Origin of the sequence: Afifella sp. H1R (genome assembly GCF_021462425.1) — a bacterium.
Classification (GTDB): Bacteria; Pseudomonadota; Alphaproteobacteria; order Rhizobiales; family Afifellaceae; genus Afifella; species Afifella aestuarii.
On the sequence record NZ_JAKEDY010000003.1, the window covers coordinates 291637 to 314917 of the forward strand.

The following is a 23281-nucleotide window of genomic DNA, read 5'->3' on the forward strand; positions in this document are numbered from 1 at the left end:
CCCGTTTCGATCCGCTCAAGAGCGTGGTGTGCCGGCCTTCCTTCCGCCGTTCTTGAACGGCGCCATGCCTTTGCGCGCAAGCGCGTCGGCCCGCTCGTTCATCTCGTCGCCGGCATGGCCGCGCACCCAATGCCATTCGACATCGTGCTGCTTGATCGCAGCTGTGAGCGCCTGCCACAGATCGACGTTCTTGACCGGCTTCTTGGCGGCTGTCTTCCAGCCGTTCTTCTGCCAGTTTTTCACCCAGCTGGTGATGCCCTGGCGCAGATATTCGCTGTCGGTGTGAAGCGCGATGCGCGAGGGCCGCTTGAGAGCGCCGAGCGCCTCCACCGCGGCGGTCAGCTCCATGCGATTGTTGGTGGTTTCGCCTTCGCCGCCGCAGAGCTCCTTTTCCACCCCGCGATATTGCAGGATGGCACCCCAGCCGCCCGGTCCCGGATTGCCGGAACAGGCGCCGTCGGTGTGGATGACGATGGCGTCTTTATCGGTGTCTTTATCGCTCAAAGGTCGAAGCCGTATTCGCTGCTCGAGCGGACGCTGCGGTGAAAGCGCAGCTTGCGCACGAATTCGCCCGGGTCCTTGCGCGTAACAAAGGCGCCGGGTGGTGTGGTGTTCCAGTCGTAGAGACGGGTGAGGAGAAAGCGCAGCGCCCCGCCACGCGCCAGAATGGGCAGCGCCTCGCGCTCCTCCTGGGTCAGTGGCCGGCTCTTTTCATAAGCCGACAAGAGCGCATGCGCCTTGGTGACGTTGAAGGTCGTCTCCGGCTCAAAGCACCAGGCATTGAGGCAGATGGCGAGGTCGTAGGCGAAGAAGTCGTTGCAGGCGAAATAGAAGTCGATGAGGCCGGACATAGCGTCGCCGAGGAAGAAGACGTTGTCTGGGAAAAGATCGGCATGGATGACGCCGGACGGGAGATCTTTCGGCCAGTTGTTTTCCAGAAAATCGAGCTCGTCGGAGAGGAAGGCGTGCAGGCTCTCGTCGGGTTCGCTCGCCGCCTCGTAAGCGCGTTCATGCAGTGGCCGCCAATCGGCGACGGTCAGCGCATTGGCGCGATGCATCGGAAAATCGCGGCCCGCCTCGTGCATCTGGGCGAGCGCCCGCCCGAGCTCGGCGCAATGAACGGTCTGCGGCCGGCGGACCCACATCCCGTCGAGGAATGAAAAGATCGCCGCGGGCCGTCCGCCGAGTTCGCGCAGCGCCACCCCGTCGCGGCCCTTGAGCGGCGTCGGACAGACGATGCCGCGGGCCGCCAGATGTTCGAGGAGCGACAGGAAAAAGGGCAGATCCTCGGCTTTCACCCGCCGCTCATAGAGCGTCAGGATGTAGAAGCCGGCATCGGTGTGCAGAAGGTAATTCGAGTTCTCGACGCCCTCGGCGATGCCCTTGAAGGCGAGCAGCGTGCCGAGCTCGTAGTCTTTGAGGAACGCCTGAAGCTCGCCGTCCCCAATCTCCGTATAGACTGCCATCCGTGGCGTTTACGCTGCAGCCTGGTCGCGCAGGGCCCGCGGCAGCAGGAAGGTGATGTCTTCCTCCGCCGTCGTCACGAGCTCGATCTTGAGATCGAAGCGCTCGCGGAAGGCGGCAACGACTTCCTCCACCAGAACTTCCGGGGCCGAGGCGCCGGCCGTCAGCCCGACGCGGCTGATGCCGTCGAAATCGGCCCAATCGATCTCCGCGGCGCGGTTGATCAGCATGGCCTTGGGGCAGCCCGAACGTTCGGCGACTTCGCGAAGGCGCCGGGAATTGGAGGAATTCGGTGCGCCCACGACGAGCATGCGTTCCACCGTCGGGGCGACGGCCTTCACCGCCTCCTGCCGGTTGGTCGTGGCGTAGCAGATATCGCCCTTCTGCGGGCCGGCGATCGAGGGGAAGCGCTCCTTCAGGATATCCACCATCTCGGCCGTATCGTCGATCGAGAGCGTCGTCTGGCTGATCCAGGAGAGGTTCTCCGGATCCTTCGGCGTGAAGGCGCGCGCATCCTCCGGCGTCTCGATCAGGGTGACCGTGCCAGGCTCGAGCTGGCCCATCGTGCCTTCCACCTCCGGGTGGCCGGCATGACCGATGAGCACGATCTCGCGGCCGCGGCGCTCATGCAGGATCGCTTCCTTGTGCACCTTGGAAACGAGCGGGCAGGTGGCGTCGAGATAGAAGAGGTTTCGGGCGGTCGCCGCTTCCGGCACGCGTTTGGCGACGCCATGCGCGGAAAAAATCACCGGCTGCTCGGTCTCCGGAATCTCGTCGAGCTCTTCGACGAAGACGGCGCCCTTTTCCTTGAGCGTCTCCACGACGAAGCGGTTGTGCACGATCTCGTGGCGGACATAGACCGGAGCGCCGTAGCGCCTCAGCGCTTCTTCCACCACCTGGATGGCACGATCGACGCCGGCGCAGAAACCGCGCGGGGCGCAAAGATGAAGTGTGATCTGAGGTTTGGTCATGGGTCGTCCCGTTCAGGGCGAGGTAGGTCCGAGGGTGGGGTGAAGTCAAGCGTCGCCATCACCGCAGGCCCGATTGCATATCGTTTTCAGCCCTTTCGGCGCGCAGACGCGGGGCGGCAAACATGAGGAAAACCGCAACGAGCGCGATCGCGAGCCCATACCAGGTGAGCGCATATTGCAAATGGTCGTTGGGGAAAGACATGCGCGTTTCGCCTGCCTGAGGCAGGGCCGGCCCGTCGGGCGAGGCGAGAAGGTCGAGCGTCATCGGCGCGACCGGCCCGGCGAGGTCTTTGGCCGCCGAGATCGCGGCGATGGAGCGGGAGAAGAAGAGATCCTCGCCAGGCTTGTTGTCGGGAGTGAGCCAGGTCGGCGGATCGTCGGGGCGGATGAGGCCCGAAATCTCGACGGTGCCCTCAGGTGGCGGCGCCCATTCCGCCCGATCCGGCACGAAGCCGCGATTGACGAGAACCGTGCCTCCGGCATCGAGGGCAAACGGCGTCATGATCCAGGCGCCGGGGCCGGAGGCGGGTCCGCGCGCATCGCCGAGCGGCAGGCTCGTGAAGACGCGCACTTCCTTTTCCGGCAGGTAATGGCCCGACAGCTCTATGCGGCGGTAATGCAGATCGGCGATGTCGCTGGTGAAGATCGCCTCCTCCGGCACGGGCGGCAGCGAGGGCCGCTCCGCCACCTGCGCGATCAGGTCTTCTTTCCAGGCGAGACGCCGGAGCTGCCAGTTGCCGAGCGAGACGAGGATGGCGACAGCGACGATCACGAGAACGCCGGGGACGAGGAGGCGGCGGAGGCTCCTCATTGGCCGCTGCGGTCGATTTCGCCTTCTTTCGCCTTGTTGGCGTATTGCAGCGCCACGGCCAGACCTTTCAGGGGCCTGAGCAGGATGAGGCAGAGAACGAGAACGATCGGCAGCCACAAAACGATGTGCACCCAGAAGGGCGGGGTATAGGCGAGCTCCACGATGACGGCCGCACCCGCCACCAGAAAGCCGACGAACGTCATGGCGAAAAAGGCTGGTCCGTCGGCGGAATCGGCAAAGCCATAGCTGAGCCCACAGGCGGGACACGTCTCCTTGAGCTTCAGGAAGCCGTCGAAGATGCTCGCCTGACCGCAGCGCGGGCAGCGCCCCCGAAGTCCGGCCGAAACCGGATCGGGGGATTTGGTCGGGATCGCCTCGGACGTCATGACATCAAAGGATGGTCCGGCGGACCATCCCTCCTTGCGTGTGAATTCAGTGCGTGACCGCGCCGGCCGTTCCCCACACATAAATGCAGGCGAAGAGGAAGAGCCAGACGACGTCGACGAAATGCCAGTACCACGCGGCCGCCTCGAAGCCGAAATGCTTCTCCGGGGTAAAGTCGCCGCGCATCGCCCGCCACAGGCAGACGGCGAGGAAGATGGTGCCGACGATGACATGGAAGCCGTGGAAGCCGGTCGCCATGAAGAAGGTCGCGCCGTAGATGTTGCCGCCGAAGGAGAAGGCGGCCTCGGAATATTCGTAGGCCTGCACGCAGGTGAAGAGGACGCCGAGGACGAGGGTGGCCGCGAGGCCCCATTTGAGCCCGCGCCGATCGTTCACAAGCAGCGAGTGATGCGCCCAGGTGACGGTCGTGCCCGAGGTCAAAAGGATCAGCGTATTGAGAAGCGGCAGATGCCAAGGATCGAAGACTTCGATGCCTTCCGGCGGCCAGGTACCGCCGGTCAGTTCCGCGCGCATCGGCTGAACGGCTTCTCCGGCATAAAGGCTCGCATCGAAGAAGGCCCAGAACCAGGCGACGAAGAACATCACCTCCGAGGCGATGAACAGGATCATGCCGTAGCGCAGATGCAGGGACACGACGCCGGTGTGATGGCCCTGATGGCTTTCCTTGATGACGTCGCCCCACCAGCCGATCATCGTGATCAGGACGCCGAGCAGCCCTGGAGCGATCCAGTAGACGCCCGCTCCTTTCATCGCGGCGATGGCGCCGAGTGCGAGTGCGAAAGCCGACACGGAGCCGACGAACGGCCACGGGCTGGGGTCCACCAGATGGTAGTCGTGGTTCTTGGCGTGGGCCTCTGCCATCGTTTCCTCTCTTGCAGGATCGCCGCTTCGGGCGCCCGATTGGTTACAGCTGTGCCGACGGGTTGTCGGCAGGCGCCTGCGCCACCGGCTCCGTCGGATTTTTCTCAGGGTAGAAGGTGTAGGACAGGGTGACGGTCGTGATCGGATCCATGTCCGTGTCTTTCACGAGCGCCGGGTCCAGGAAGAACTGCACCGGCATTTCCGCCTCTTCGCCCGGTTCCAGCCGCTGCTCGGTGAAGCAGAAGCAGGCGATCTTGTTGAAATAGGCGCCGGTCTGATCGGGAGCGACGTTGAAGGCCGCCGTGCCGACCGTGGTGCTGTCTGAGAGATTCTTGGCGCGGTATTTGATGAAATAGGTCTCGCCGACCTTGGCGCGGATCGAAGCCTGCTCTGGCTTGAAGCTCCACGGCAGCCCGACGACATTGGAATCGAAGCGCACGGTGATGACGCGGTCGACGATCTCCTTCGACCCGGCGCTGGCGCGCTGCGTGGTGCCGCCATAGCCGGTGACGGAGCAGAAGATGTAGTAGAGCGGTACGGCCGCATAGGCGGCGCCGACCATCCCCACTGCGACGCCGGCGAGAATGACGCCGACGAAGAGGTTGCCGCGATTCTTCTTCTTGTCAGCCATCAGCCGCCTCCCGTGAGGTTGGGGCCGATCCGAATGATGGTGATGGCGTAGAAGACGACCACGAGAGCCGCCAGAATGAGGCCGATGGCGACCGAACGGCGGCGCCGGCTGCGCTTTTGTTCTTCGGTGAGCTGGATGCGGTCTTCGGACATGGACATGTTGCTCATGCGCTTACGAGCCTCTCGAGTGCCGGGGCGAGCGCCGCGTCGAGCATCAGCATGGCGAAGAGAACGAAGAGATAGACGATCGAATAGCCGAAGGCCTTCTTCGCCGCTCCATGCTCGGCTTCCTTTTCGCGCAGCACCTTGAAGGCGTGGAAGATGAAGAGGGCGCCGAGAACGATCGCCGCCCCGCCGTAGAAGGGGCTTGCAAAGCCGAGCGCGAAGGGGGCGACGCCGAGCGGCGCGAGAATGAGGGTATAGGCGAAAATCTGCCGCCGCGTGGCGCGCTCGCCATGCGTGTTGGGCAGCATCGGGACGCCGGCCCGTCCGTAATCCTCCTGCACGAAGAGGGCGAGCGCCCAGAAATGCGGCGGCGTCCACAGCAGGATGATGAGGAAGAGAAGGACGGGGTAAAGCGTGACGTCGCCCGTCACGGCCGCCCAACCGATCATCGGGGGGAGGGCGCCCGCCGCACCGCCGATGACGATGTTCTGTGCGGTAAACCGCTTCAGGAACATCGTGTAGATGACGCCATAGAAGAAAATGGTGAAGGCGAGGAGCGCCGCCGCGAGCCAGTTGACCGCGAGCCCCAGCGTCATCACGGAGAAGATCGAGAGCGTGAGGCCGAACGTATAGGCTTCCGCCGTACTGACGCGGCCCATCGGGATCGGCCGTGAGCGCGTACGCTTCATCAGCCCGTCGATATCGACCTCGTAGGCCATGTTGAGGACACCGGAGGCGCCGGCGCCGACCGCGATGGCGACGACCCCGATCGCGGCGAGGACCGGATGCAGATGCCCCGGCGCGACCACCATGCCGGTGAGCGCGGTGAAGATCACGAGCGACATCACCCGAGGCTTCATCAGGGCGAAGTAATCGCCGGGCTCTGCCGTCATCACAAGGGCGGGATCGACCGCCGGGCTCATCTCGTTCGCTGCTCTGGCCACGCATTCCTCGTCGTTTCTTGCTGGTGCCGGCCCCGCGGTGTTGCCGGGCCGGTCCATTCGCAAGGCAGAGGCGGTTCGCCCGCTTGCCGGAGGTCTGGCCCTCAGCCCCGCGAGGGGGCGGGCCGGACGCTCATGCCGTCATTTGATCCGCGGCAGTTCTTCCCACTGGTGGAAGGGCGGCGGGGACGGCAGCTGCCATTCCAGGGTCGTCGCGCCCGGTCCCCACGGATTGGGTCCTGCGACCCGCTTCTTGGAGAAGGCTTCGAAGATCCCATAGAGGAAGATTAGGACGGCGATGCCGGAAAGGTAGGAACCGATCGACGACACGTAGTTCCAGCCGGCGAATGCGTCCGGATAATCGATGTAACGGCGCGGCATGCCCGCAAGACCAAGGAAATGGTGCGGCATGAACACCATGTTGACGCCGATGAACGTCACCCAGAAATGGGTTTTCGCGATCACCGAATTGTACATGTAGCCGAACATCTTCGGGAACCAGTAATACCAGCCCCCGAAGATGGCGAAGACCGCGCCGAGCGACAGCACGTAGTGGAAGTGCGCGACGACGAAATAGGTGTCGTGCAGCGAGCGGTCGAGGCCGGCATTGGCGAGCTGCACGCCCGTCACGCCGCCGATGGTGAAGAGGAAGATGAATCCGACCGCCCACAGCATCGGCGTGCGGAACGAGATCGAGCCGCCCCACATCGTCGCGATCCAGGAGAAGATCTTCACGCCCGTCGGCACCGCGATCACCATCGTGGCGAAGGTGAAATAGGCCTGCGTGTCGACGTCGAGACCGACCGTGTACATGTGGTGCGCCCACACGATGAAGCCGACCGCGCCGATCGCCACCATGGCATAGGCCATGCCGAGATAGCCGAAGATCGGCTTGCGCGAGAAGGTGGAGACGATGTGCGAGACGATGCCGAAGCCCGGCAGGATGAGGATGTAGACCTCCGGGTGACCGAAGAACCAGAAGAGATGCTGGTAGAGGATCGGATCACCGCCGCCCGACGGATCGAAGAAGGTGGTGCCGAAGTTGCGGTCCGTCAAAAGCATGGTGATGGCGCCCGCAAGCACCGGCAGCGACAGAAGCAGGAGGAACGCCGTCACCAGCACCGACCAGGCAAACAGCGGCATCTTGTGCAGCGTCATGCCCGGGGCGCGCATGTTGAAGATGGTGGTGATGAAGTTGATGGCGCCGAGGATCGACGAAATGCCGGCGATGTGGAGCGCCAGAATGGCGAAGTCCATGGCCGGTCCCGGCGAGCCGTAGGTGGAGAAGGGCGGGTAGATGGTCCAGCCCTGACCGGCGCCGTAGCCGCCCGGATTTCCCGGCACGAACATGGAGATGAGCAAGAGGATGAAGGCCGGCGGCAGGAGCCAGAAGGAGATGTTGTTCATCCGCGGGAAGGCCATGTCCGGCGCGCCGATCATGATCGGCACGAACCAGTTGCCGTAGCCGCCGATCATCGCCGGCATGACCATGAAGAAGATCATGATCAGGCCGTGCGCGGTGGTGAAGACGTTGTACATCTGCTTGCCGCCGTCGAGGGCGGCACCCGCGTCGTAGCCGTAGACCATCTGGGCGAGACCGTGGAAGATCTGGATGCCCGGCTCCTGCAGCTCCATGCGCATGACGACGGAAAGGCCGCCGCCGATGATCCCCGCCATGATGGCGAAGATCAGATACATCGTGCCGATGTCTTTGTGATTGGTGGAATAGACGTAACGTTTCCATCCGGTTGGATGGTCGTGCGCCTCATGTACCGCAGCAGCGTTCGCCATAGGGGTCGTATCCTCTGATAGGTTCGCGGGCGCGCCTCAGCGCAGCGCCACCTTGTCGTCGTTGTCTTGGTTTTCCTGTTCGATCGCCTGGGCGAGAGACTGGTTGGCCCCCTCGATGTCATCCACAGCCTGGCTCGCCCATTGCTGGAATTGATCCTTCGAGACGACGCGCATGGCGATCGGCATGAAGGCGTGATCCTTGCCGCAGAGTTCCGAGCACTGGCCGTAGAAGAGGCCTTCGCGGTTGGCCTTGAAGTAGGTCTCGTTGAGGCGCCCCGGCACCGCATCGATCTTGATGCCGAAGGGCGGCATGGCGAAGGAGTGAATGACGTCGGCCGAGGTCACCTGCACGCGCACGAAGGTGTCGACAGGCACCACCACGGGATTGTCGACGGAGAGGTTGCGCACACCGTTTTCCGGCAGATCCTCATCGGGGATCATGAAGGCCTGAAAGCTGATCTCGTCGGTGATGCCGTTCGACTTGCTGTCGTCGTCGATGCCGTATTCGTAGCCCCAATACCATTGGTGGCCGGTGACTTTGACGGTGAGGAACTTGTCCGTCTCGGGGTTGTATTCCGAGTAGATTTTGGAGGGATCGAACTGGCCGTAGAGCAGCCGGAAAGACGGAACGGCGATCAGAACGAGGATCAGAACCGGCAGCACCGTCCACAGAACTTCGATCGTGGTGTTGTGGGCGAAGCGGGCGGGTTCGGGATTGCGCTTGGCGTTGAAGCGGACGGCGCACCAGGCCATCAGCCCGAAGACGAAAACGCAGACCGCCAGCATGATGGCGAGCGTGTACCAGGCAAACCAGTCGACATATTGTGCGACTTCACTCGCGGCTTCCTGCAGATTGACCTGCCAATTGAATGGTCCGCTGTCGACCGGCTGCGCCAGCGCTTGGGAACCGAGGGCGAAAAGCCCCGACAACGCGCCGAAAGTTCGAGCCAGAGCTCTCATGAACACCTCTTCATCTTTCTCCGCCACAGAAAGACCATCTAGGCGGGGTCCGTTCACCAGCCAGTGCAAGAAACGGCCTCGGCTGCAAGGTTTGTTTGGAACAGACCTAAACTCCGTCAATGCCAGGGAGGCCAACTTCCGCACATCTGCGGCATTTTCGCCATCATGTGCGGCATTTTGGCCTGCGGCTCAAGAGGCGATGCTGCGTGCAGCCATTTCTTGAATGGCCATCGGCGGTCTGGTACCGCTCAATCCCGATTCGGAACCGGCGGTCGGGGCCCGCCACCTTGAGAAGGTTGATCTCAGTTGCGCTTTCCCGCTTTCCTGCTGTCCGCCCTTATTCTTGGGGCCGCCGTCTTGCTTCCGGCCGCGGCCGAAGCCCAGGGCACCGTCAAATCCAAGCATGGCGACTGGGAGGTGCGTTGCGACACCCCTCCCGGCGCGCAGAACGAGCAATGCGTCGTGATGCAGTTCGTCACCGCCGAAGACCGGCCGAATGTCGGCCTCACGGTGATCGTGCTGAAGACCGCCGACAAGCAGGCGCGCATCCTGCGCGTTCTGGCGCCGCTCGGCGTTCTCCTGCCGCGAGGTCTCGGCCTCAGGATCGATGACGATGATCTGGGCTCTGCCGGTTTCGTGCGCTGCCTGCCCAATGGCTGCGTGGCCGAGGTCATCATGGACGATGATCTGTTGAAAAAGATGCAGAGCGGCACGAACGCGACGTTCATCATCTTTCAGACGCCGGAGGAGGGGATCGGCATTCCGATCGCGCTGGCCGGCTTCAAGGACGGCTACGCCGAGCTTCCCTGAAGATCTTGGGATTTCCGGAGGCCGCCGACAGGTGCGGGGGCTCAAACGGTGATTGAGGCGTCGCTCCAAACGACGCCTCTTTTTGTATGATCCGAGAGCGGAGCGACGTCAGGCGCGTTCGCGGCGGCCCGTGCGTTTCCGGCCTTCCCCGCCTTCCTCACGCGGCGGAGCAACCAGCGGACCGATCAGCTCTTCGATATGGGCGCGGTCCGGCCGCTCGCCGCGATTGTGGCTGTCGATGGCCGTGCGGATCGCAACGAGATGCTCCGGCGTGGTGCCGCAGCAGCCGCCGACGATGCGCGCGCCGGCGTCCATGGCGAGATGGGTGTAGCTCGCCATCAATTCCGGCGTGCCGGAATAATGCACATGGTCGCCCTTCACCTGCGGGATGCCGCAATTCGCCTTGGCGATCACCGTGAAGCCGTTCTTCTGGGCCTCCATGGCGAGAACGGAGACGAGAAGATCCGAGGCTCCGACGCCGCAATTGGCTCCGAAAGCCTCCGGCGCCTGTGACAGACCGTCGAAGACTTTTGCGAGATCTTCCGGCTTCAGCCCCATCATGGTGCGTCCGGCCGTGTCGAAGCTTGCCGTCGCCGTGTAGGGCATGCCGGCGTTGATGGCGCCCTCGGCCGCAGCGCGGATTTCTTCCACGGACGACATCGTCTCGATCCAGCAGATATCGGCGCCGCCGGCCTTCAGCCCCTTGGCCTGCTCGGTGAAGGCTTCGATCGCCGCGTCCATCGTCAGCTCGCCGAGCGGGGTGAAGAGCTCGCCGGTCGGGCCCATCGAACCCGCGACGACGATCTCGCGGCCCGTCGCGTCGGCGGCTTCGCGCGCGATCTCGGCCGCCAGCTTGTTGAGCTCGAAGACGCGGTCCTGAGCGTCGTGCAGCTTCATCCGGAAGCGATTGGCACCAAAGGTATTGGTGAGGATGATGTCGGAGCCCGCGCCGAGGAAGCCGTCATGCAGCTTGCGGATTCGGTCGGGATGGTCCGCGTTCCACAATTCCGGCGGATCGCCGGCCGTCAGCCCCATCTGAAAGAGGTTTGTGCCGGTCGCGCCGTCCGCCATGAGGACGTCTTTGCGGGCAAGAAGCTCTTGCAGTTTCGCCATCTTCGATCTCACGCTTGCTTTGCGGACCGCATGAAACACCTCCGCCCGCCGCCGGCAAGGGGCGCCCCGCCATATTTGATCCCGCGTTGGGTCTCAAATCGCTCTGGAACGGTGCGCGCCGGGCTGCGTTGGCGCAGCGACGGGCGCCCTCCGGCGGTGCCGTATCTCAAGGAGATTTCATCAATGAAGAAGATTCTGACAACGCTGGCGATCGCTGCGGGTCTGGCCATGCCGACGGCCGCCCTCGCGCAGGATGGCGTCGAAATTGGCTCGCTCGATTGCCTCGTCGAAGGCGGTGGCGGTTTCATCATCGGCTCGACCAAGAATCTCACCTGCACCTACACGCCGACGGATGGCAGCCAGAAGGAGAGCTATGCCGGCACGGTGAAGAAGTTCGGTCTCGACGTTGGCGTCACTGAGGAGAGCTTCATCAAATGGCTCGTCTTTGCTCCGACCGGCTACGACTACGCGCAAGGCGCGCTCGCCGGTGATTATGCGGGTGTCGGCGCCGAGGCGACCGTCGGCGGCGGCGTCGGCGCCAATGTTCTGGTCGGCGGTTCCGAGAAGAGCATCACCCTGCAGCCGGTCAGCGTGCAGGCACAGAAGGGCCTGAACCTCGCAGTCGGGTTCCAGTCGTTCACGCTGCGTCCGCTCATTCAGTAATCTTTCGCGCATCGTTTCGGCGCACTGCTTTTCGAGGCCGCCGGGGTCGTTCCCGGCGGCCTTGCCATGTCTGCTGCGACGCTTGACGGGGCTGACATCTCCCGCGCCCTATGCTGAGGCGGTGGCAGAGATGAGACGCGCCGAGGACGGACCATGCGGAAAATCGTCGTGCTTTTTGCGCTTCTGGGCCTGGGGATAGGTCGGCCGGCACTCGCCCAGCAGGTCGATCTTGAGGGATATTTCATCGCCTTGAACGCCTGCGAGGCGACGCAGAAAAAGACGAGCGACAATCCGGGCGGGATCCGGCTCGAGATCATGCGCGCCTACAAAATGCTCGCGCGCAACGATACGCCGGGCACGCATTACCGCGTCGAGGTGCCGCGAGCGCCGGAGAGCGAGGCGCGCTGGGTGCCGATGGATTGCGGAGTTTTCGCGCCCGAGACGGCTCTTGTCGGTGAGCCTCAGCCTTCTCAAGACGGGACCGAGACCGCAAAGGACACGACCGCGGGAGACGAGACGGCCGAGCAGGTGCAAAGCGGCTTTGCCCCCGACAGTCTCGGATACGTGCTGGCGGCCTCCTGGCAGCCGGGTTTCTGCGAGACCGAGGCAGGGCACGACAAGCCGGAATGCCTGCTTCTGCGGCCCGGGCGCTTCGATGCCCTGCATTTTTCTCTGCACGGCCTGTGGCCCGACGATCTCTCCGACAAGGCGATCTATCCCTGCTATTGTGATCCGGGTCCTGCCGTCGCCTGCACGCAGAACCGGCCTCCGGCCGAGACGATCGAGCTCGATCCGGATCTCCTGGCGGCTCTTGCCGTGGTCATGCCAGGGGTTCAATCGGGCCTGCATCGCCATGAATGGAGCAAGCACGGCACCTGTTACGAGGACGACGTGACGGGTGACGACCAGGATTCAAACCCCAACGAGTATTACCGCGAATCTCTTTCGCTGATGGCGCAGCTCAACAATTCGCGGGTCTGGGAGCTGTTTGCCCGAAATGCCGGCAAAGAGCTCTCGCGCGATCAGATCGAAGAGGCCTTCGACAGCTCGTTCGGCGAGGGCGCCGGCCAGCGCGTCATCGTGCGCTGCGACGAGGCGACCGGCGACATCACCGAATTGTGGATCTCGCTCAAGGGCCGGATCGACGAGAGGCCGGATCTCGCAAAGCTGATCGACGCGGCGCCGCCGGCGGCGAACTCGAACCGGGAAGAAAGCTGTGCGAGCGGCCTGGTCGTCAAAGTGGAATGATCAGCTCACGCCGACATACCGCCCGGGCCGGTGGTTGATGGCGAGGATGAAGTTGAGCACGGCGGCGCCGAGGAGCGAGAGAAGCACGCGATCGGCATCGACGACGAAAAGCGCGATGACCATGATCGTCGCGTCGATGGCAAGCTGCACATAGCCCGCCCGCAGCCCGTAATTGTCCTGCAGATAGACCGACAGGATGTTGACGCCGCCGAGCCCGGCGCGGTGGCGAAAGAGTGCCAGAAGCCCCATGCCGATGAGAATGCCGCCCATGATCGCGGCATAAAGCGAGTTGATCTCGCCAAGCCCGATCCATTGCGGTGTCAGGCGCGCAAACAAGGAGACGAGGCCGACGGCGATGAAGGTGGCGATGGTGAAGCGCCATCCCATGCGCCCGACGGCAAGTGCGTAAAACGGCAGGTTGACGACGAAGAAGGCGATCGGGAACGGAATCCCCGTCGCATACTGGATGAGGAGCGAGATGCCTGCCGTGGAGCCCGTCAGAAGCGTCGCCGTCGAATAGATCGAAAGGCCGAGCGCCACGAGCAGCGTACCGATGAGAAGTGCCAGAGCATCTTCGTAGAGCCGGTGCTTATGGGCGGGAGGCTGATCGGTCATGTGAGGTTCTGAGCCGTGTTTCGAGACAGAGGAGGGTGGTCGCGTTCTCTCGGTCAAGCAAGCGACGTGCCGGTCCGCTCCTGCCGTCTCCAGTCCGAGTTCCCCGTCCGCTGCGGGGCAAGGATGCACGTTTTTGCGCTAGACGTGATGCGGGAAGCGGGCAAGAACCTTTCGCGCCGAGACGCCCCATTGCGGCCGTGCCTTGCTCGTAACTTGCCGGCTGTCATGGCGAGCTAGGTGATTCCCGTCACAGCCATGCTAAATTTGCTGTCCAGGAAGACTTCTGCGCGTTGGGCCGGCCGGTTGCCGCCCGCGCGCTTTTGCCGGGCGCCGTCGCCCGAAGGATATGTGCCGCTACGGCGGAGAGAGAGTGAGCATTGTCATGACGCGTGAGACCGAGATGCGGCCCCACCCCAAGGCTTTGGAAGCGCAGGAGCTGATGGCGCGCGGACGCCTGAGCCGTCGCGCCTTCATCCGCATCGCCGCCTTGACGGGAATGTCGGCGGCCGCTGCTTACGCCGTGGCGGGCCTGCCGACGCCGGTCTATGCGCAGACGATCGGCAACGTGCCCTTTCAGAATCCGGACGACGACCCGCAGGAAGGCGGCATCATCAAGGTCGGCATGCAGGTCCAGAAAATGGACGATCCGGCCATCTATGCGTGGACGGAGGCGTCCAACCAGACCCGGCATATTCTCGAATATCTGACCTATACGACGCCGGACAACGTCACCCATCCGATGCTGGCGGAAAGCTGGGAAGCCTCCGACGATCTGACCGAATGGACGTTTTACCTCCGCCGCGGAGTGCGCTGGCACAACGGCGAGGAGCTTGTCGCCGACCACATCCGCTTCAACGTCGAGCGCTGGTGCGATCCGGCGCTCGGCTCCTCCAATCTCGGTCTCGCCTCGATCGCAGCGATGCTGGAAGAGGTGGAATCCGACGAGAAGGCTGAAGGTGAAGAGGCCGCTCCGAAGCGCGTGAAGAGGCTGCGCGAGGATGCCGTCGAGGTGGTCGACGACCACACCATCCGTTTCAAGCTGTCGCGGCCCGTGCTCTCCTTCCCCGAGGATATGTACAATTATCCGACGGCCATCGTGCACCCGAGCTTTAAGGCGCCTTTTTCGGACAATCCGATCGGCACCGGTCCGTTTACTCTGGCAGAGCTTGTCGTCGGCCAGCGCTGCATCCTGAAGCGCGTGCGCGAGATCGGCGAGGAGCCGTTCCAGTATTGGGGCGGGGCGGTCTTTCTCGACGAAATCCACTATTACGATGTGCCGGAAGAGACCCAGCTCACGAGCTTTGCCTCCGGCGACATCGACGCGATCTTCGAATTCGGCGTCGAGCAGATGGAACTCGCCCAGGCGCTCGACGGGAACATTCTCTCGACTCGCACAGCGCAAACGCTCTGCCTGCGCTTCCAGGTCGACCAGGAGCCCTGGACTGACAAAAGAGTGCGCCAGGCGTTCGTCAAAGCCTGTGACAATGCCGCGATGCTTCCACAGGTTTTTCCCGAGAGCGGCGATGTCGGCTGGAACCACCATGTCTCGCCGCTCCATCCGGAATATTTCCCGCTGCCGAAGCTCGAGCGCGATGTCGAGGCAGCGAAAGCTCTCCTCGCGGAGGCGGGGCAGGAGAGCCTCGAAGTCACCGTGGCTTGCGGCAAGACCGACGGCCCCTGGCAGCAGACGGTCTGCGAGATCGTCCGCGATCAGGTGAAGGAAGCCGGCATCACCTTGAACATCAACATCATGGCGACGGCGAAATACTGGGAGATCTGGAAGGACACGCCCTTCGGCGCGACGCAATGGACGCACCGCCCGCTCGGCACCATGGCTCTGTCTCTCGGCTACCGAACCGGCGTGCCCTGGAACGAGACGCATTATTCCAATCCGGAATTCGATGCCGCGCTCGACGAGGCGGAAACGATCCTGGATGCGCAGAAGCGCAAGGCCGCCATGGAGAATGTGGAAAAGATCCTTCAGGACGACGCAGTGATGGTCCAGCCGATCTTCCGCCCGGTCTACACGATCTCCTCCAAGAAAGTGCACGGCTACCCCGCGCATCCGAGCCAGTACCATCAGTTCAACAAGGTCTGGATCGAGCGTTGAGGCCCTGAGGCGGCGACCTGCGGGCCCCGCTCGCCTCGGGTTGCGTCTCCCTCTCTCGGGCCTGGTGAGATCTGCCATGCGCTGACGGCGTATCTCGGCATCGAATGCCGCGGTGCCTGCGGTGGCAATCTGCGCTATGCGGCCGCCTTCGAAGGGTTTGAACGGGCAGCCGGACGCCGTTCCCGCCGTGAACCTGCAGCAGCGCGGCGTGAGGGCCGCATCGACGCTCCCGAAATGAGGATTGCAATGCTATCCTGCCAGAATGTCGCATCAGACGACGATGGGAGGGGCACCAATGCTGGGAACCACGATGAATCAGGTCGCCGATTTTGCTGACATTCCGGTCGTCTTCGGCCAGGGACGTGCGATGCGGATCGCGCAGGACGTGTCGGCGCTCGTCGGTGAGGCTGCGAACGTCCTGCTTGTCGCCGATTCCGGCCTGCGTCCGCACGGCCATATTCTCTGCCTCGAAGAGGCGCTCCTGGGCGCCGGCCATCAGCTGGCGATTTACGACGACGTCTCCGGCGAGCCGACGGAAGCTCAGGTGGCCGAAGCCGTTGCTGCCGGGTCCGGCGATTGGACGAAGCTCGTCATCGCGCTTGGCGGCGGTTCGGCGATCGATCTCGGCAAGATCACCGCGGCGATGCTCGCCAATCCGGGCGAGGTGACGCGCTACCGCATGGCGGAGATGCCGTTTGCCGCCAAGGCCATTCCTTTGATTGCCATGCCCACCACCTCGGGCAGCGGTGCCGAGTTCACCGCGACAGCCGATCTTCTGGCGAGTGACGGCACCAATTACTGGTACCGCGCGCCGGAGCTGATGCCCGCGCTCGTGCTTCTCGATCCCGAACTTGTCTGCACGCTTCCGGGGCTTCCGACGGCGACCACCGGCATCGATGCCCTGGTGCATGCGGTGGAAGCGGCGACCGGCCGGAGGGCGAGCCGCGAAAGCCAGGCGGCTGCGCTCTCTGCCATCTGGCTCATTTGCGAGAACCTGCCCGTCGTGATGAGCGAGCCCGACAATCTCGCAGCCCGCGCCGGCATGATGCAGGGAGCGGCATTGGCTGGGATCGCGATCGAGAAGACGGGAACCGGGCTTGCCCACAATATCGGCTATGCGCTGGGCACCCTCGCGCCGATCCCGCATGGCCTTGCGGTCGCCATCGGCATGGCGGCGACTGCGGATTGGGCGGTGGAAGGAAACCCGGAGGGTTTTGCAGCAGTGGCGGAGGCCATGGGGAGCGAGCGGAAGCCAGAGGCCTTTGCGCCGGCCTTTCGTGCCCTTTGCGCCGAGATCGGCTTGTCGCTCGACCCGCCGGCTTTGTCCGGCATTTCCGTCGAAGCGCTTGTTGCGCGCATGGGGGCTGAGGAAAATGCCCCGATGTTGGAGGCGAACACCCGCTTCATCGGCGATCGCGACCTGCCGCAGCTCGCGGCGCGGGTGCTTCACAAGGCGGCCCGAAACGCGGCGTGACGTGTCAGAAGCGCGGGAGCTGCCTGCGCCTCACTTCGCGCTGAGTGTGAGCTCCCAGGCCTTGCCGGCATCGACGAGCCACTCGACCATCGCTTCGCCGTAGCTGCGCGCGACCGCGATGTCGAAGCAATCGTCCGCCTGGCGCAGCACGAGGACATCGAAGGCGGCCATCTTGGTCTGGGCGGCACCGCCCGGCGGCAGCGTGTCGAAATCGAGCGCGATACCGTGGGCGAGGAGGCTTGCCGCAGGCGCTCCTGCCAGACGCACGATGCTGAAGCCGTGGCTGAGATCGGTCAGAGTGCCGGATCTTCCGATCGCCTTCTTGAGCTGATCGGCGATGCCGTCGGTATCGCTCAGCAGCATTAGCCGGCCGACGCCGAGCGACACCAGCATGCCATGGGCATTGTCGACAAACGTGCCGTTGTCGGGCATCGGCAGCTCCGTCACCTCCGACAACGCGTTGGCGAAGTCGATCGCGGTAGAAAGCCAGGCCTGCATCTGCACGATGACGGCCGGGCGAAATTCGGTGAGCGTGAGGGCCGCAGACGTCGCCGGCTTGCCGCGTGCCAAGGCGTGAAGCGCCGATTGCCGTTCGATCGGCGCCGGCTTTTTGGCGGTGTTGGTTTCCTCAGCCATTGGAGCGGCTCCCGTCGGGATCGTAGAATTGCGGGTCCACGACCCGCACCCGGTTATGTGTCCCGCGCAAAGGATCGGCCGCGTAGAGAACCTCTTCGTGCCGCTCCCGTCCGCCGCGCAGGAGCGCCAGCGCGATGTGGCTCTTCATCGCCGGGCTGTAGGTCGCCGAAGTGATGTGCCCTTCGGACTCGCCCGGCTTCTCCGCACTCGCGCCTTTGACGAGATGCGCGCCGGCCTGGACGGTCGCGCCGTCGAGCGCCAGGAGGCCGACGACCTGCAGGCGGTCTTGCGAGGTCAGGGCCTCGCGCAAGGCGAGCGGCCGGCCGACGCAGCTCTTCTTTTTCGACAGGATTTTTTCCATACCGAAATCCTCAAGGCTGCGCCGCCCATCGAATTCCGCCGCGCCGGGATAGCCCTTCTCGATGCGCAGAATGTCCATCGCCTCCATGCCATAGGGCGAGACGCCGAGATCCTTGCCGTCCTCCAGAAGACGCTTCCACAGGAAGGCGCCGTGATCGGCACCGATATAGATCTCGTAGCCGTCTTCCCCGGATGAGGAGAGCCGCGCCACGATGACGGGGAGGTCCTTGACCGTGGCACGATGCACGTCCCGGTACGGGAAGGCGCGATTGTCCATATCCCGGCCTTCGACGATGCGGCTCACGAGCGTGCGCGATTTCGGTCCGGAGACGGCGATGCCGGCATATTGCTCGGTGACGGACGTTACGGTGACGCGCAGATCCGGCCAGGCGATGGCGAGAAGATATTCCAGATGCGTCACCACCATCTCCGCCTTCGCGGCCGCAGTGGTAAGCAGGAAATGGTCCTTGGAGAGACGCAAGGCGGTGCCGTCGGCGAAGATCAGCCCATCCTCGCGCAGCATGACGCCATAACGCGTCTGCCCGGTCGTCAGATTGGAGAAGAGATTGGTGTAGACGCGGTCGAGGAAGGCCGCCGCATCGGGTCCCGCGACATCGATTTTGCCCGTGGAGGAGATATCGGCGATGCCGACGGCGTCGCGCGCATGTGCGGCCTCGCGCAATGCGGCCTTCTCCGCGGCTTCGCCGGGCCGCGGATAGGCGCGGGGCTCCATCCACAAGCCTGACGCTGCCATCGGCGCTCCGGCCGCGACATGCGTGGCATGCAGTGGCGATCGTCGCACCGGGCGCATCTGTGCGCCGCGGGCGCGTCCGGCGAGCGTGCCGAGCGGCACGGGGACGAAAGGCGGGCGGAAGCGCGTCGTGCCGGCCTCGGACATCGGCACCTCGCGGGCCTCCGCCAGAATGGCGAGGCCGGTGACGTTCGAGGTCTTGCCCTGATCGTTCGCCATGCCGAGCGTCGTGTAGCGCTTCACATGTTCCGGGCTCTCAAAACCCTCGCGCGCGGCAAGCCGGATATCCTCTGCGGTGACATCGTGCTGAAGGTCGACGAAGGCCTTGTCGAATTTGCCGAAGCGGCGACCTGCCGGGGTTTTTACCTCAAACAGGGGTTTGAGCCCGCCATCCTCGACCGAGGCCCGCAGATTGCCGCCGCGGCTGTCCACCTTGAAGGAGGGGAGCGGACAGCGCAGGCCGAGGAGTTCGCAGGAGGCCTGGCCCGCGACCGCGCCCTGTTTCAAAACTTCGCCGAGGCGCGCTGCGCCGATCATCGCACCCGCCGGCACCCAGGCTTCGCGCTGTGTGCCGGGCACGAAAGCGGCGATGTCCTCGTTCCATGTGGGGGCGCCGCCGGCCTGGCTTGCGAGATTGATGACGGGATTGCTGCCGCCGGAGACAAGCAGGGTGTCGCATTCGAGCGTAGTCGTCTCGCCGCTGCCGTCGGCGGCCATCACGACCGCCTTCTCGACGGCCTTCTTGCCCTGAGCCGCGATGACGACATGGCCGGTGAGGAGGCGTGCGCCCGCCTGTTCGAGCGGCTCCGTCAGCTCAGCCGGCAAGTCCTCGCGCGGATCGACGATGGCTGCGATCTGCAGCCCCTCTTCGGCAAGGGCGGCCGCATTGAGCCACGCCTGATCGTTGTTGCAGAAGAGAACCGCCTGCCGGCCGACCATGACGCCGAAGCGGCGCGCATAGGCGAGCGCGGCGGAGACGAGCATCACGCCCGGTCGGTCGTTGCCGGCAAAGACGATCGGACGTTCGTAAGAGCCGGTGGCGAGCACCACCTGCCGGGCCTGCAGCCGCCAGTGGCGCGCCCGTGTCAGCCCGCTGGCGCTGCAATCCTCAAACGCTGCGAGAACGTTGGCGTCGTAATAGCCCCAGACAGCGGTCTGCCGCAGAACGCGCACATTGGGCATGACGTCGAGCTCGTCGGCCGCTTCCTTCGCCCAGTCGAGTGCCGCCGTGCCGTTGATGCGCGCATCGTCGAGATCGATTGCACCGCCGAGCACGTGCCCTTCATCGGCGATGAGAACGCGGGCGCCGACGCGTCCCGCCGTCAGCGCCGCGGCAAGCCCGGCCGGACCGCCGCCGACGACGAGAAGATCGGCAAAGGCATTGGCGCGCTCGTAGCGTGCCGGGTCGGGTGACAGGCTCGCGCGGCCCATGCCGGCCGCGGCGCGGATCGACGGCTCGTACCACATCCACGAGCGCTTCATCGGCCCCATGAAAGTCTTGTAGTAGAAGCCGGCGCCGAAGAAGGGGGCGAGAACCTGGTTGATGGCCCCGACATCGCGGTCGACGGACGGGTAGGCGTTCTGCCCGGTGACGACGAGCCCATCGGAGACGAGCCGGGTCGTCGCCTGCACATTGGGCTCCGTCTCGCCGCCCGTGCCAGTCGTCACCAGCGCGTTCGGCTCTTCGCTGCCAGCGGCAAAGACGCCGCGGGGCCGATGATATTTGAACGAGCGCGCCACGACCGTGCGGCCGGAGGCGAGAAGTGCGGACGCGATCGTGTCGCCGGAAAACGCCTCCACCGGCTTGCCGTCAAAGGTGAAACGAAGCGGCTTGTCGCGGTCGATGCGCGTGCCGAATGTGTCTGTGCGAAAGCCCGCCATCACTCGTCTCCCCCGAACGGGCCGGCGAGTTTGGTGTCCAGCACTTCATGCGTCTCGGTGTTGCGCGTGGCGATCAGGAACTGTCGGCATCCGTGTTCGTGCTGCCAGATTTCCTTGTGCTCGCCGCGCAAATTCTTGCGCTCGTAGACATAAGGGATCCACGGTCCGGCTTCTTTTTCCCGGTGCGACGGGCGCTTTGCGCCCGCATCGCCCCAATAGGTGAATTCGCCGACATCGCGCAGCCCGCAGACGGGACATGGGATCAGCATGGCACGCTCCCGCGCCGCGTTGAGAGAGGGCGGCGCATCAATGCAATCTCGGGGTTGGGCCGACGCCGGCCTCGTCGAGCACCCGGCCGTCCTTGAAGCGGTCGAGGCGATAGGCGGCGTTGAGCGGGTGCGGCTCGTCATTGGCGATCGTATGGGCAAAGCACCAGCCGGCCGCGGGTGTCGCCTTGAAGCCGCCATAGCACCAGCCGCAATCGAGGTAGAGGCCGGGCAGGGGCCCCTTGTCGATGATCGGGCTGCCGTCCATCGACATGTCCATGATGCCGCCCCAGGAGCGCAGGAGCTTGAGGCGCGAGACATTCGGGAAGAGCGCCAGAAGCTGCTCCGTCATCTCGTGGACGGCCGGCAGATTGCCGCGCTGGGCGTAGGAATTGTAGAGATCGAGACCGCCGCCGAAGACGAGGCCGCCCTTGTCGGATTGCGTGACATACATGTGCCCGCAGCCATAGGCGACGACCGTGTGGATGAGCGGCTTCACCGGCTCGGTGACGAAGGCCTGCAAAAGATGGCTTTCGATCGGCAGATTGTCGACGCCGGCAAGCCGCATCACGTCGGATGTCATGCCGGCGACGGAGACGCCGACCTTGGCGGCCTTGATCTGTCCGCGCGGTGTCTCCACGCCGACGACCTTGCCGGCCTCCTTGATGAAGCCGGTGACGGGTGTGTTCTCGATGATATCGACGCCGAGGCGGTCGGCGGCGCGGGCATAGCCCCAGGCGACGGCGTCGTGGCGTGCGGTGCCGCCGCGCTTCTGCAAAAGCCCGCCGACAACCGGAAAGCGGGCGCCGGGCGAAATGTCGAGGCCGGGGCAGAGCCGCGAGACGCCTTCGCGAGAAACGAGCTCTGCATCGATGCCGGCGAGCCTGAGCGCATTGCCGCGCTCTGCAAGACGATCGAGCTGTTCGGGCGAATGCGCGAGATTGAGGACGCCGCGCTGCGAGAACATGACATTGTAGTTGAGCTCCTGCGACAGGCCCTCCCACAATTTCAGGCTCCAGTCGTAGAAGCGGTGGTTTTCCGGCAGGAGGTAATTGGAGCGCACGATGGTCTGGTTGCGCCCGACATTGCCCTGGCCGATCCAGCCGCGCTCGACGACGGCGATATTGGTGAGCTTGTGGTTCTTGGCGAGATAGAAGGCCGTGGCGAGACCATGGCCACCGCCACCGACGATGATGGCGTCGTAGCGCGGCTTCGGCTCCGCCTTCCGCCAGGCCGGACGCCAGCCGCGATTTCCCGTAATGCCCTGGGTCAGGACCCGCAGGGCCGAATATTCCGCCATCGCCATTGATCCGGGCTGTTGCCGCACGCTTTCGGAGAGCGCCCCCTCCAACAAGGTTAAAGCTTTGACTCAATCGGCGGCGTTTCGAAAGCGGCGCGAGCGGTTTTCTCCACCGACAGATTGCCGCCCGGCCGGCGCCGGCCCGGGTTTTCGTCGGGCGTTGAGGAACTTGCGGAAGTTGTGGGCGATGGGGGAAAACTCAGATGTCGCGACCGCCCGCGGCGTCTTCGTCCTCGTCGTCGGCAGGCGCGTCGCCATCGGGCGTCGCGGGAAGCAGCGCCCGCTCTTTGAGCCAGGGATTGATGGCGACGGCCTCGCGCAACGCCTTGTGAGCAAGCCGCGTGCGCCCCTGGTGCAGGAGGATGAGGCCGCGTCCGGAGAGTGCCGCGAAGTGCTTGGGCTCGAGCTCCATGACGCGGTCGATATCTTCGAGCGAGCCGTCGAGGTCGCCTTTCAGGAAACGCAAGGTGGCGCGCTGATTCCAGGCCTCGGCGTAATCGGGCGCCTGGGCGATCACGTCATCGAGGATCGCCGTTGCCTTGTCGTAATCGGCGACGCGGCGGGCGGTGAGCGCCTCCTGCATCATCTGCGAAATCTCTGCGGTCGGGCCGACCATCCAGGCCTGCCAGATCAGGTTCTCGATGCGCCGGCCTTCCGTTTCGCTCCGGGCGCCTTTGAGCTCATCGTAGAGACGGGAGAGTTCCGTCCTCCGCTCGGAGGCGGAAAGATGCCGGCTGGTGTCGTCGTCCATGCCGGCGGCGCGGCTCGGGTTCGAAAGGAAGAGAAGCGCGAGAAGGGTAAGCGCCAAGGAGAAGAGGAGGTTGCCGGCGCGCGCCATACCCCGGCGCCTGTCGCAAGCGAGCGGAGCCGGAGCTGCGGAGACGGTTATCACCGGCAAGGCAATCGGCATCGTGTCCTTCTGCGCGCCAAAGCGCACGGATTGGCCTCGTTGACCGAATAGTTAGGCCTGATGCCGGGGCTGACCAGCGCCTCGCCGCAATCCGCGCAAACCATTCGCTCAACAAGGCTTGAAAACCGTCCTCCGCCTCTTCCGG

At 64.4% G+C, this 23281-nt stretch carries 23 protein-coding genes; 5 read left to right on the forward strand and 18 right to left on the reverse strand.

The window, feature by feature from the left end; translation table 11 throughout:
• Window positions 1-15: 15 nt before the first annotated feature.
• The 11 genes from rnhA to coxB form a co-directional block, all read right to left on the reverse strand.
• Window positions 16-504: a ribonuclease HI gene (gene rnhA / locus L0F51_RS18415; protein ID WP_205649910.1), complete on the reverse strand. Its 489-nt coding sequence runs from the start codon at window positions 502-504 to the stop codon at window positions 16-18.
• A complete protein-coding gene (thrB, locus tag L0F51_RS18420; protein ID WP_234630625.1) occupies window positions 501-1466 on the reverse strand; it encodes a homoserine kinase in 966 nt (321 codons plus the stop codon). The genes rnhA and thrB overlap by 4 nt, the downstream gene beginning before the upstream one ends.
• A gap of 9 nt (window positions 1467-1475) precedes the next feature.
• Window positions 1476-2435, reverse strand: a complete 960-nt coding sequence (gene ispH / locus L0F51_RS18425) for a 4-hydroxy-3-methylbut-2-enyl diphosphate reductase (RefSeq protein ID WP_234630626.1) — start codon at window positions 2433-2435, stop codon at window positions 1476-1478.
• A 58-nt stretch (window positions 2436-2493) separates the two neighbouring features.
• On the reverse strand, window positions 2494-3246 hold the full coding sequence (locus L0F51_RS18430) for an SURF1 family protein (protein ID WP_234630627.1): 753 nt from the start codon (window positions 3244-3246) through the stop codon (window positions 2494-2496).
• Window positions 3243-3632, reverse strand: a complete 390-nt coding sequence (locus L0F51_RS18435; protein ID WP_234630628.1) for a DUF983 domain-containing protein — start codon at window positions 3630-3632, stop codon at window positions 3243-3245. The genes L0F51_RS18430 and L0F51_RS18435 overlap by 4 nt, the downstream gene beginning before the upstream one ends.
• Window positions 3633-3678: 46 nt before the next feature.
• Window positions 3679-4512 carry a cytochrome c oxidase subunit 3 gene (locus tag L0F51_RS18440; RefSeq protein WP_234630629.1) on the reverse strand — a complete coding sequence of 278 codons (834 nt, stop codon included), beginning with the start codon at window positions 4510-4512 and terminating at the stop codon, window positions 3679-3681.
• Window positions 4513-4555: 43 nt separating this feature from the next.
• A complete protein-coding gene (locus L0F51_RS18445; protein WP_234630630.1) occupies window positions 4556-5143 on the reverse strand; it encodes a cytochrome c oxidase assembly protein in 588 nt (195 codons plus the stop codon).
• The gene (locus L0F51_RS18450; protein ID WP_234630631.1) at window positions 5143-5310 is read right to left on the reverse strand and encodes a hypothetical protein; all 168 of its coding nucleotides are present in this window, start codon (window positions 5308-5310) and stop codon (window positions 5143-5145) included. Before L0F51_RS18450 ends, L0F51_RS18445 begins: the two co-directional genes overlap by 1 nt.
• Window positions 5307-6230 carry a heme o synthase gene (locus L0F51_RS18455; protein ID WP_128293390.1) on the reverse strand — a complete coding sequence of 308 codons (924 nt, stop codon included), beginning with the start codon at window positions 6228-6230 and terminating at the stop codon, window positions 5307-5309. The genes L0F51_RS18450 and L0F51_RS18455 overlap by 4 nt, the downstream gene beginning before the upstream one ends.
• Window positions 6231-6389: 159 nt before the next feature.
• Window positions 6390-8039 (reverse strand): cytochrome c oxidase subunit I, encoded by a 1650-nt coding sequence (gene ctaD / locus L0F51_RS18460; protein WP_092809604.1) that lies wholly within the window; start codon window positions 8037-8039, stop codon window positions 6390-6392.
• A gap of 36 nt (window positions 8040-8075) precedes the next feature.
• Window positions 8076-8999: a cytochrome c oxidase subunit II gene (gene coxB, locus L0F51_RS18465; protein WP_234630632.1), complete on the reverse strand. Its 924-nt coding sequence runs from the start codon at window positions 8997-8999 to the stop codon at window positions 8076-8078.
• Window positions 9000-9305: 306 nt separating this feature from the next.
• Here coxB and L0F51_RS18470 point away from each other — a divergent pair, with 306 nt between their 5' ends.
• Entirely contained in the window at window positions 9306-9809 is a 504-nt protein-coding gene (locus L0F51_RS18470; RefSeq protein ID WP_370642451.1) for an invasion associated locus B family protein, read from the forward strand.
• 108 nt (window positions 9810-9917) lie between these two features.
• Here the strand turns inward: L0F51_RS18470 and bmt are convergent, their stop codons facing one another.
• The gene (bmt, locus tag L0F51_RS18475; protein ID WP_234630633.1) at window positions 9918-10922 is read right to left on the reverse strand and encodes a betaine--homocysteine S-methyltransferase; all 1005 of its coding nucleotides are present in this window, start codon (window positions 10920-10922) and stop codon (window positions 9918-9920) included.
• Between the two features lie 183 nt (window positions 10923-11105).
• On the opposite strand from bmt, the gene L0F51_RS18480 reads away from it, so the two are divergent.
• Together L0F51_RS18480 and L0F51_RS18485 are read left to right on the forward strand one after the other, a co-directional pair.
• Window positions 11106-11585: a DUF992 domain-containing protein gene (locus L0F51_RS18480; RefSeq protein ID WP_234630634.1), complete on the forward strand. Its 480-nt coding sequence runs from the start codon at window positions 11106-11108 to the stop codon at window positions 11583-11585.
• A 153-nt stretch (window positions 11586-11738) separates the two neighbouring features.
• A complete protein-coding gene (locus L0F51_RS18485; RefSeq protein ID WP_234630635.1) occupies window positions 11739-12833 on the forward strand; it encodes a ribonuclease T in 1095 nt (364 codons plus the stop codon).
• Here L0F51_RS18485 and L0F51_RS18490 read toward each other — a convergent pair whose 3' ends face one another.
• Window positions 12834-13448, reverse strand: a complete 615-nt coding sequence (locus L0F51_RS18490) for a YitT family protein (RefSeq protein ID WP_234630636.1) — start codon at window positions 13446-13448, stop codon at window positions 12834-12836.
• Between the two features lie 370 nt (window positions 13449-13818).
• Between L0F51_RS18490 and L0F51_RS18495 the strand changes: the two genes are divergently transcribed.
• Entirely contained in the window at window positions 13819-15558 is a 1740-nt protein-coding gene (locus L0F51_RS18495) for an ABC transporter substrate-binding protein (protein WP_234630637.1), read from the forward strand.
• Window positions 15559-15853: 295 nt separating this feature from the next.
• Entirely contained in the window at window positions 15854-17032 is a 1179-nt protein-coding gene (locus tag L0F51_RS18500; protein WP_234630638.1) for an iron-containing alcohol dehydrogenase, read from the forward strand.
• A gap of 30 nt (window positions 17033-17062) precedes the next feature.
• Here L0F51_RS18500 and L0F51_RS18505 read toward each other — a convergent pair whose 3' ends face one another.
• The 5 genes from L0F51_RS18505 to L0F51_RS18525 form a co-directional block, all read right to left on the reverse strand.
• Window positions 17063-17668, reverse strand: a complete 606-nt coding sequence (locus L0F51_RS18505) for a hypothetical protein (RefSeq protein ID WP_234630639.1) — start codon at window positions 17666-17668, stop codon at window positions 17063-17065.
• Window positions 17661-20660, reverse strand: coding sequence for a sarcosine oxidase subunit alpha family protein (locus tag L0F51_RS18510; RefSeq protein ID WP_234630640.1), 3000 nt, complete (start codon window positions 20658-20660; stop codon window positions 17661-17663). The genes L0F51_RS18505 and L0F51_RS18510 overlap by 8 nt, the downstream gene beginning before the upstream one ends.
• A complete protein-coding gene (locus tag L0F51_RS18515) occupies window positions 20660-20929 on the reverse strand; it encodes a sarcosine oxidase subunit delta (protein ID WP_234630641.1) in 270 nt (89 codons plus the stop codon). The genes L0F51_RS18510 and L0F51_RS18515 overlap by 1 nt, the downstream gene beginning before the upstream one ends.
• A gap of 37 nt (window positions 20930-20966) precedes the next feature.
• The gene (locus L0F51_RS18520; protein WP_234630642.1) at window positions 20967-22226 is read right to left on the reverse strand and encodes a sarcosine oxidase subunit beta family protein; all 1260 of its coding nucleotides are present in this window, start codon (window positions 22224-22226) and stop codon (window positions 20967-20969) included.
• A 199-nt stretch (window positions 22227-22425) separates the two neighbouring features.
• Window positions 22426-23136 (reverse strand): tetratricopeptide repeat protein, encoded by a 711-nt coding sequence (locus L0F51_RS18525; protein WP_234630643.1) that lies wholly within the window; start codon window positions 23134-23136, stop codon window positions 22426-22428.
• Window positions 23137-23281 lie beyond the last annotated feature (145 nt).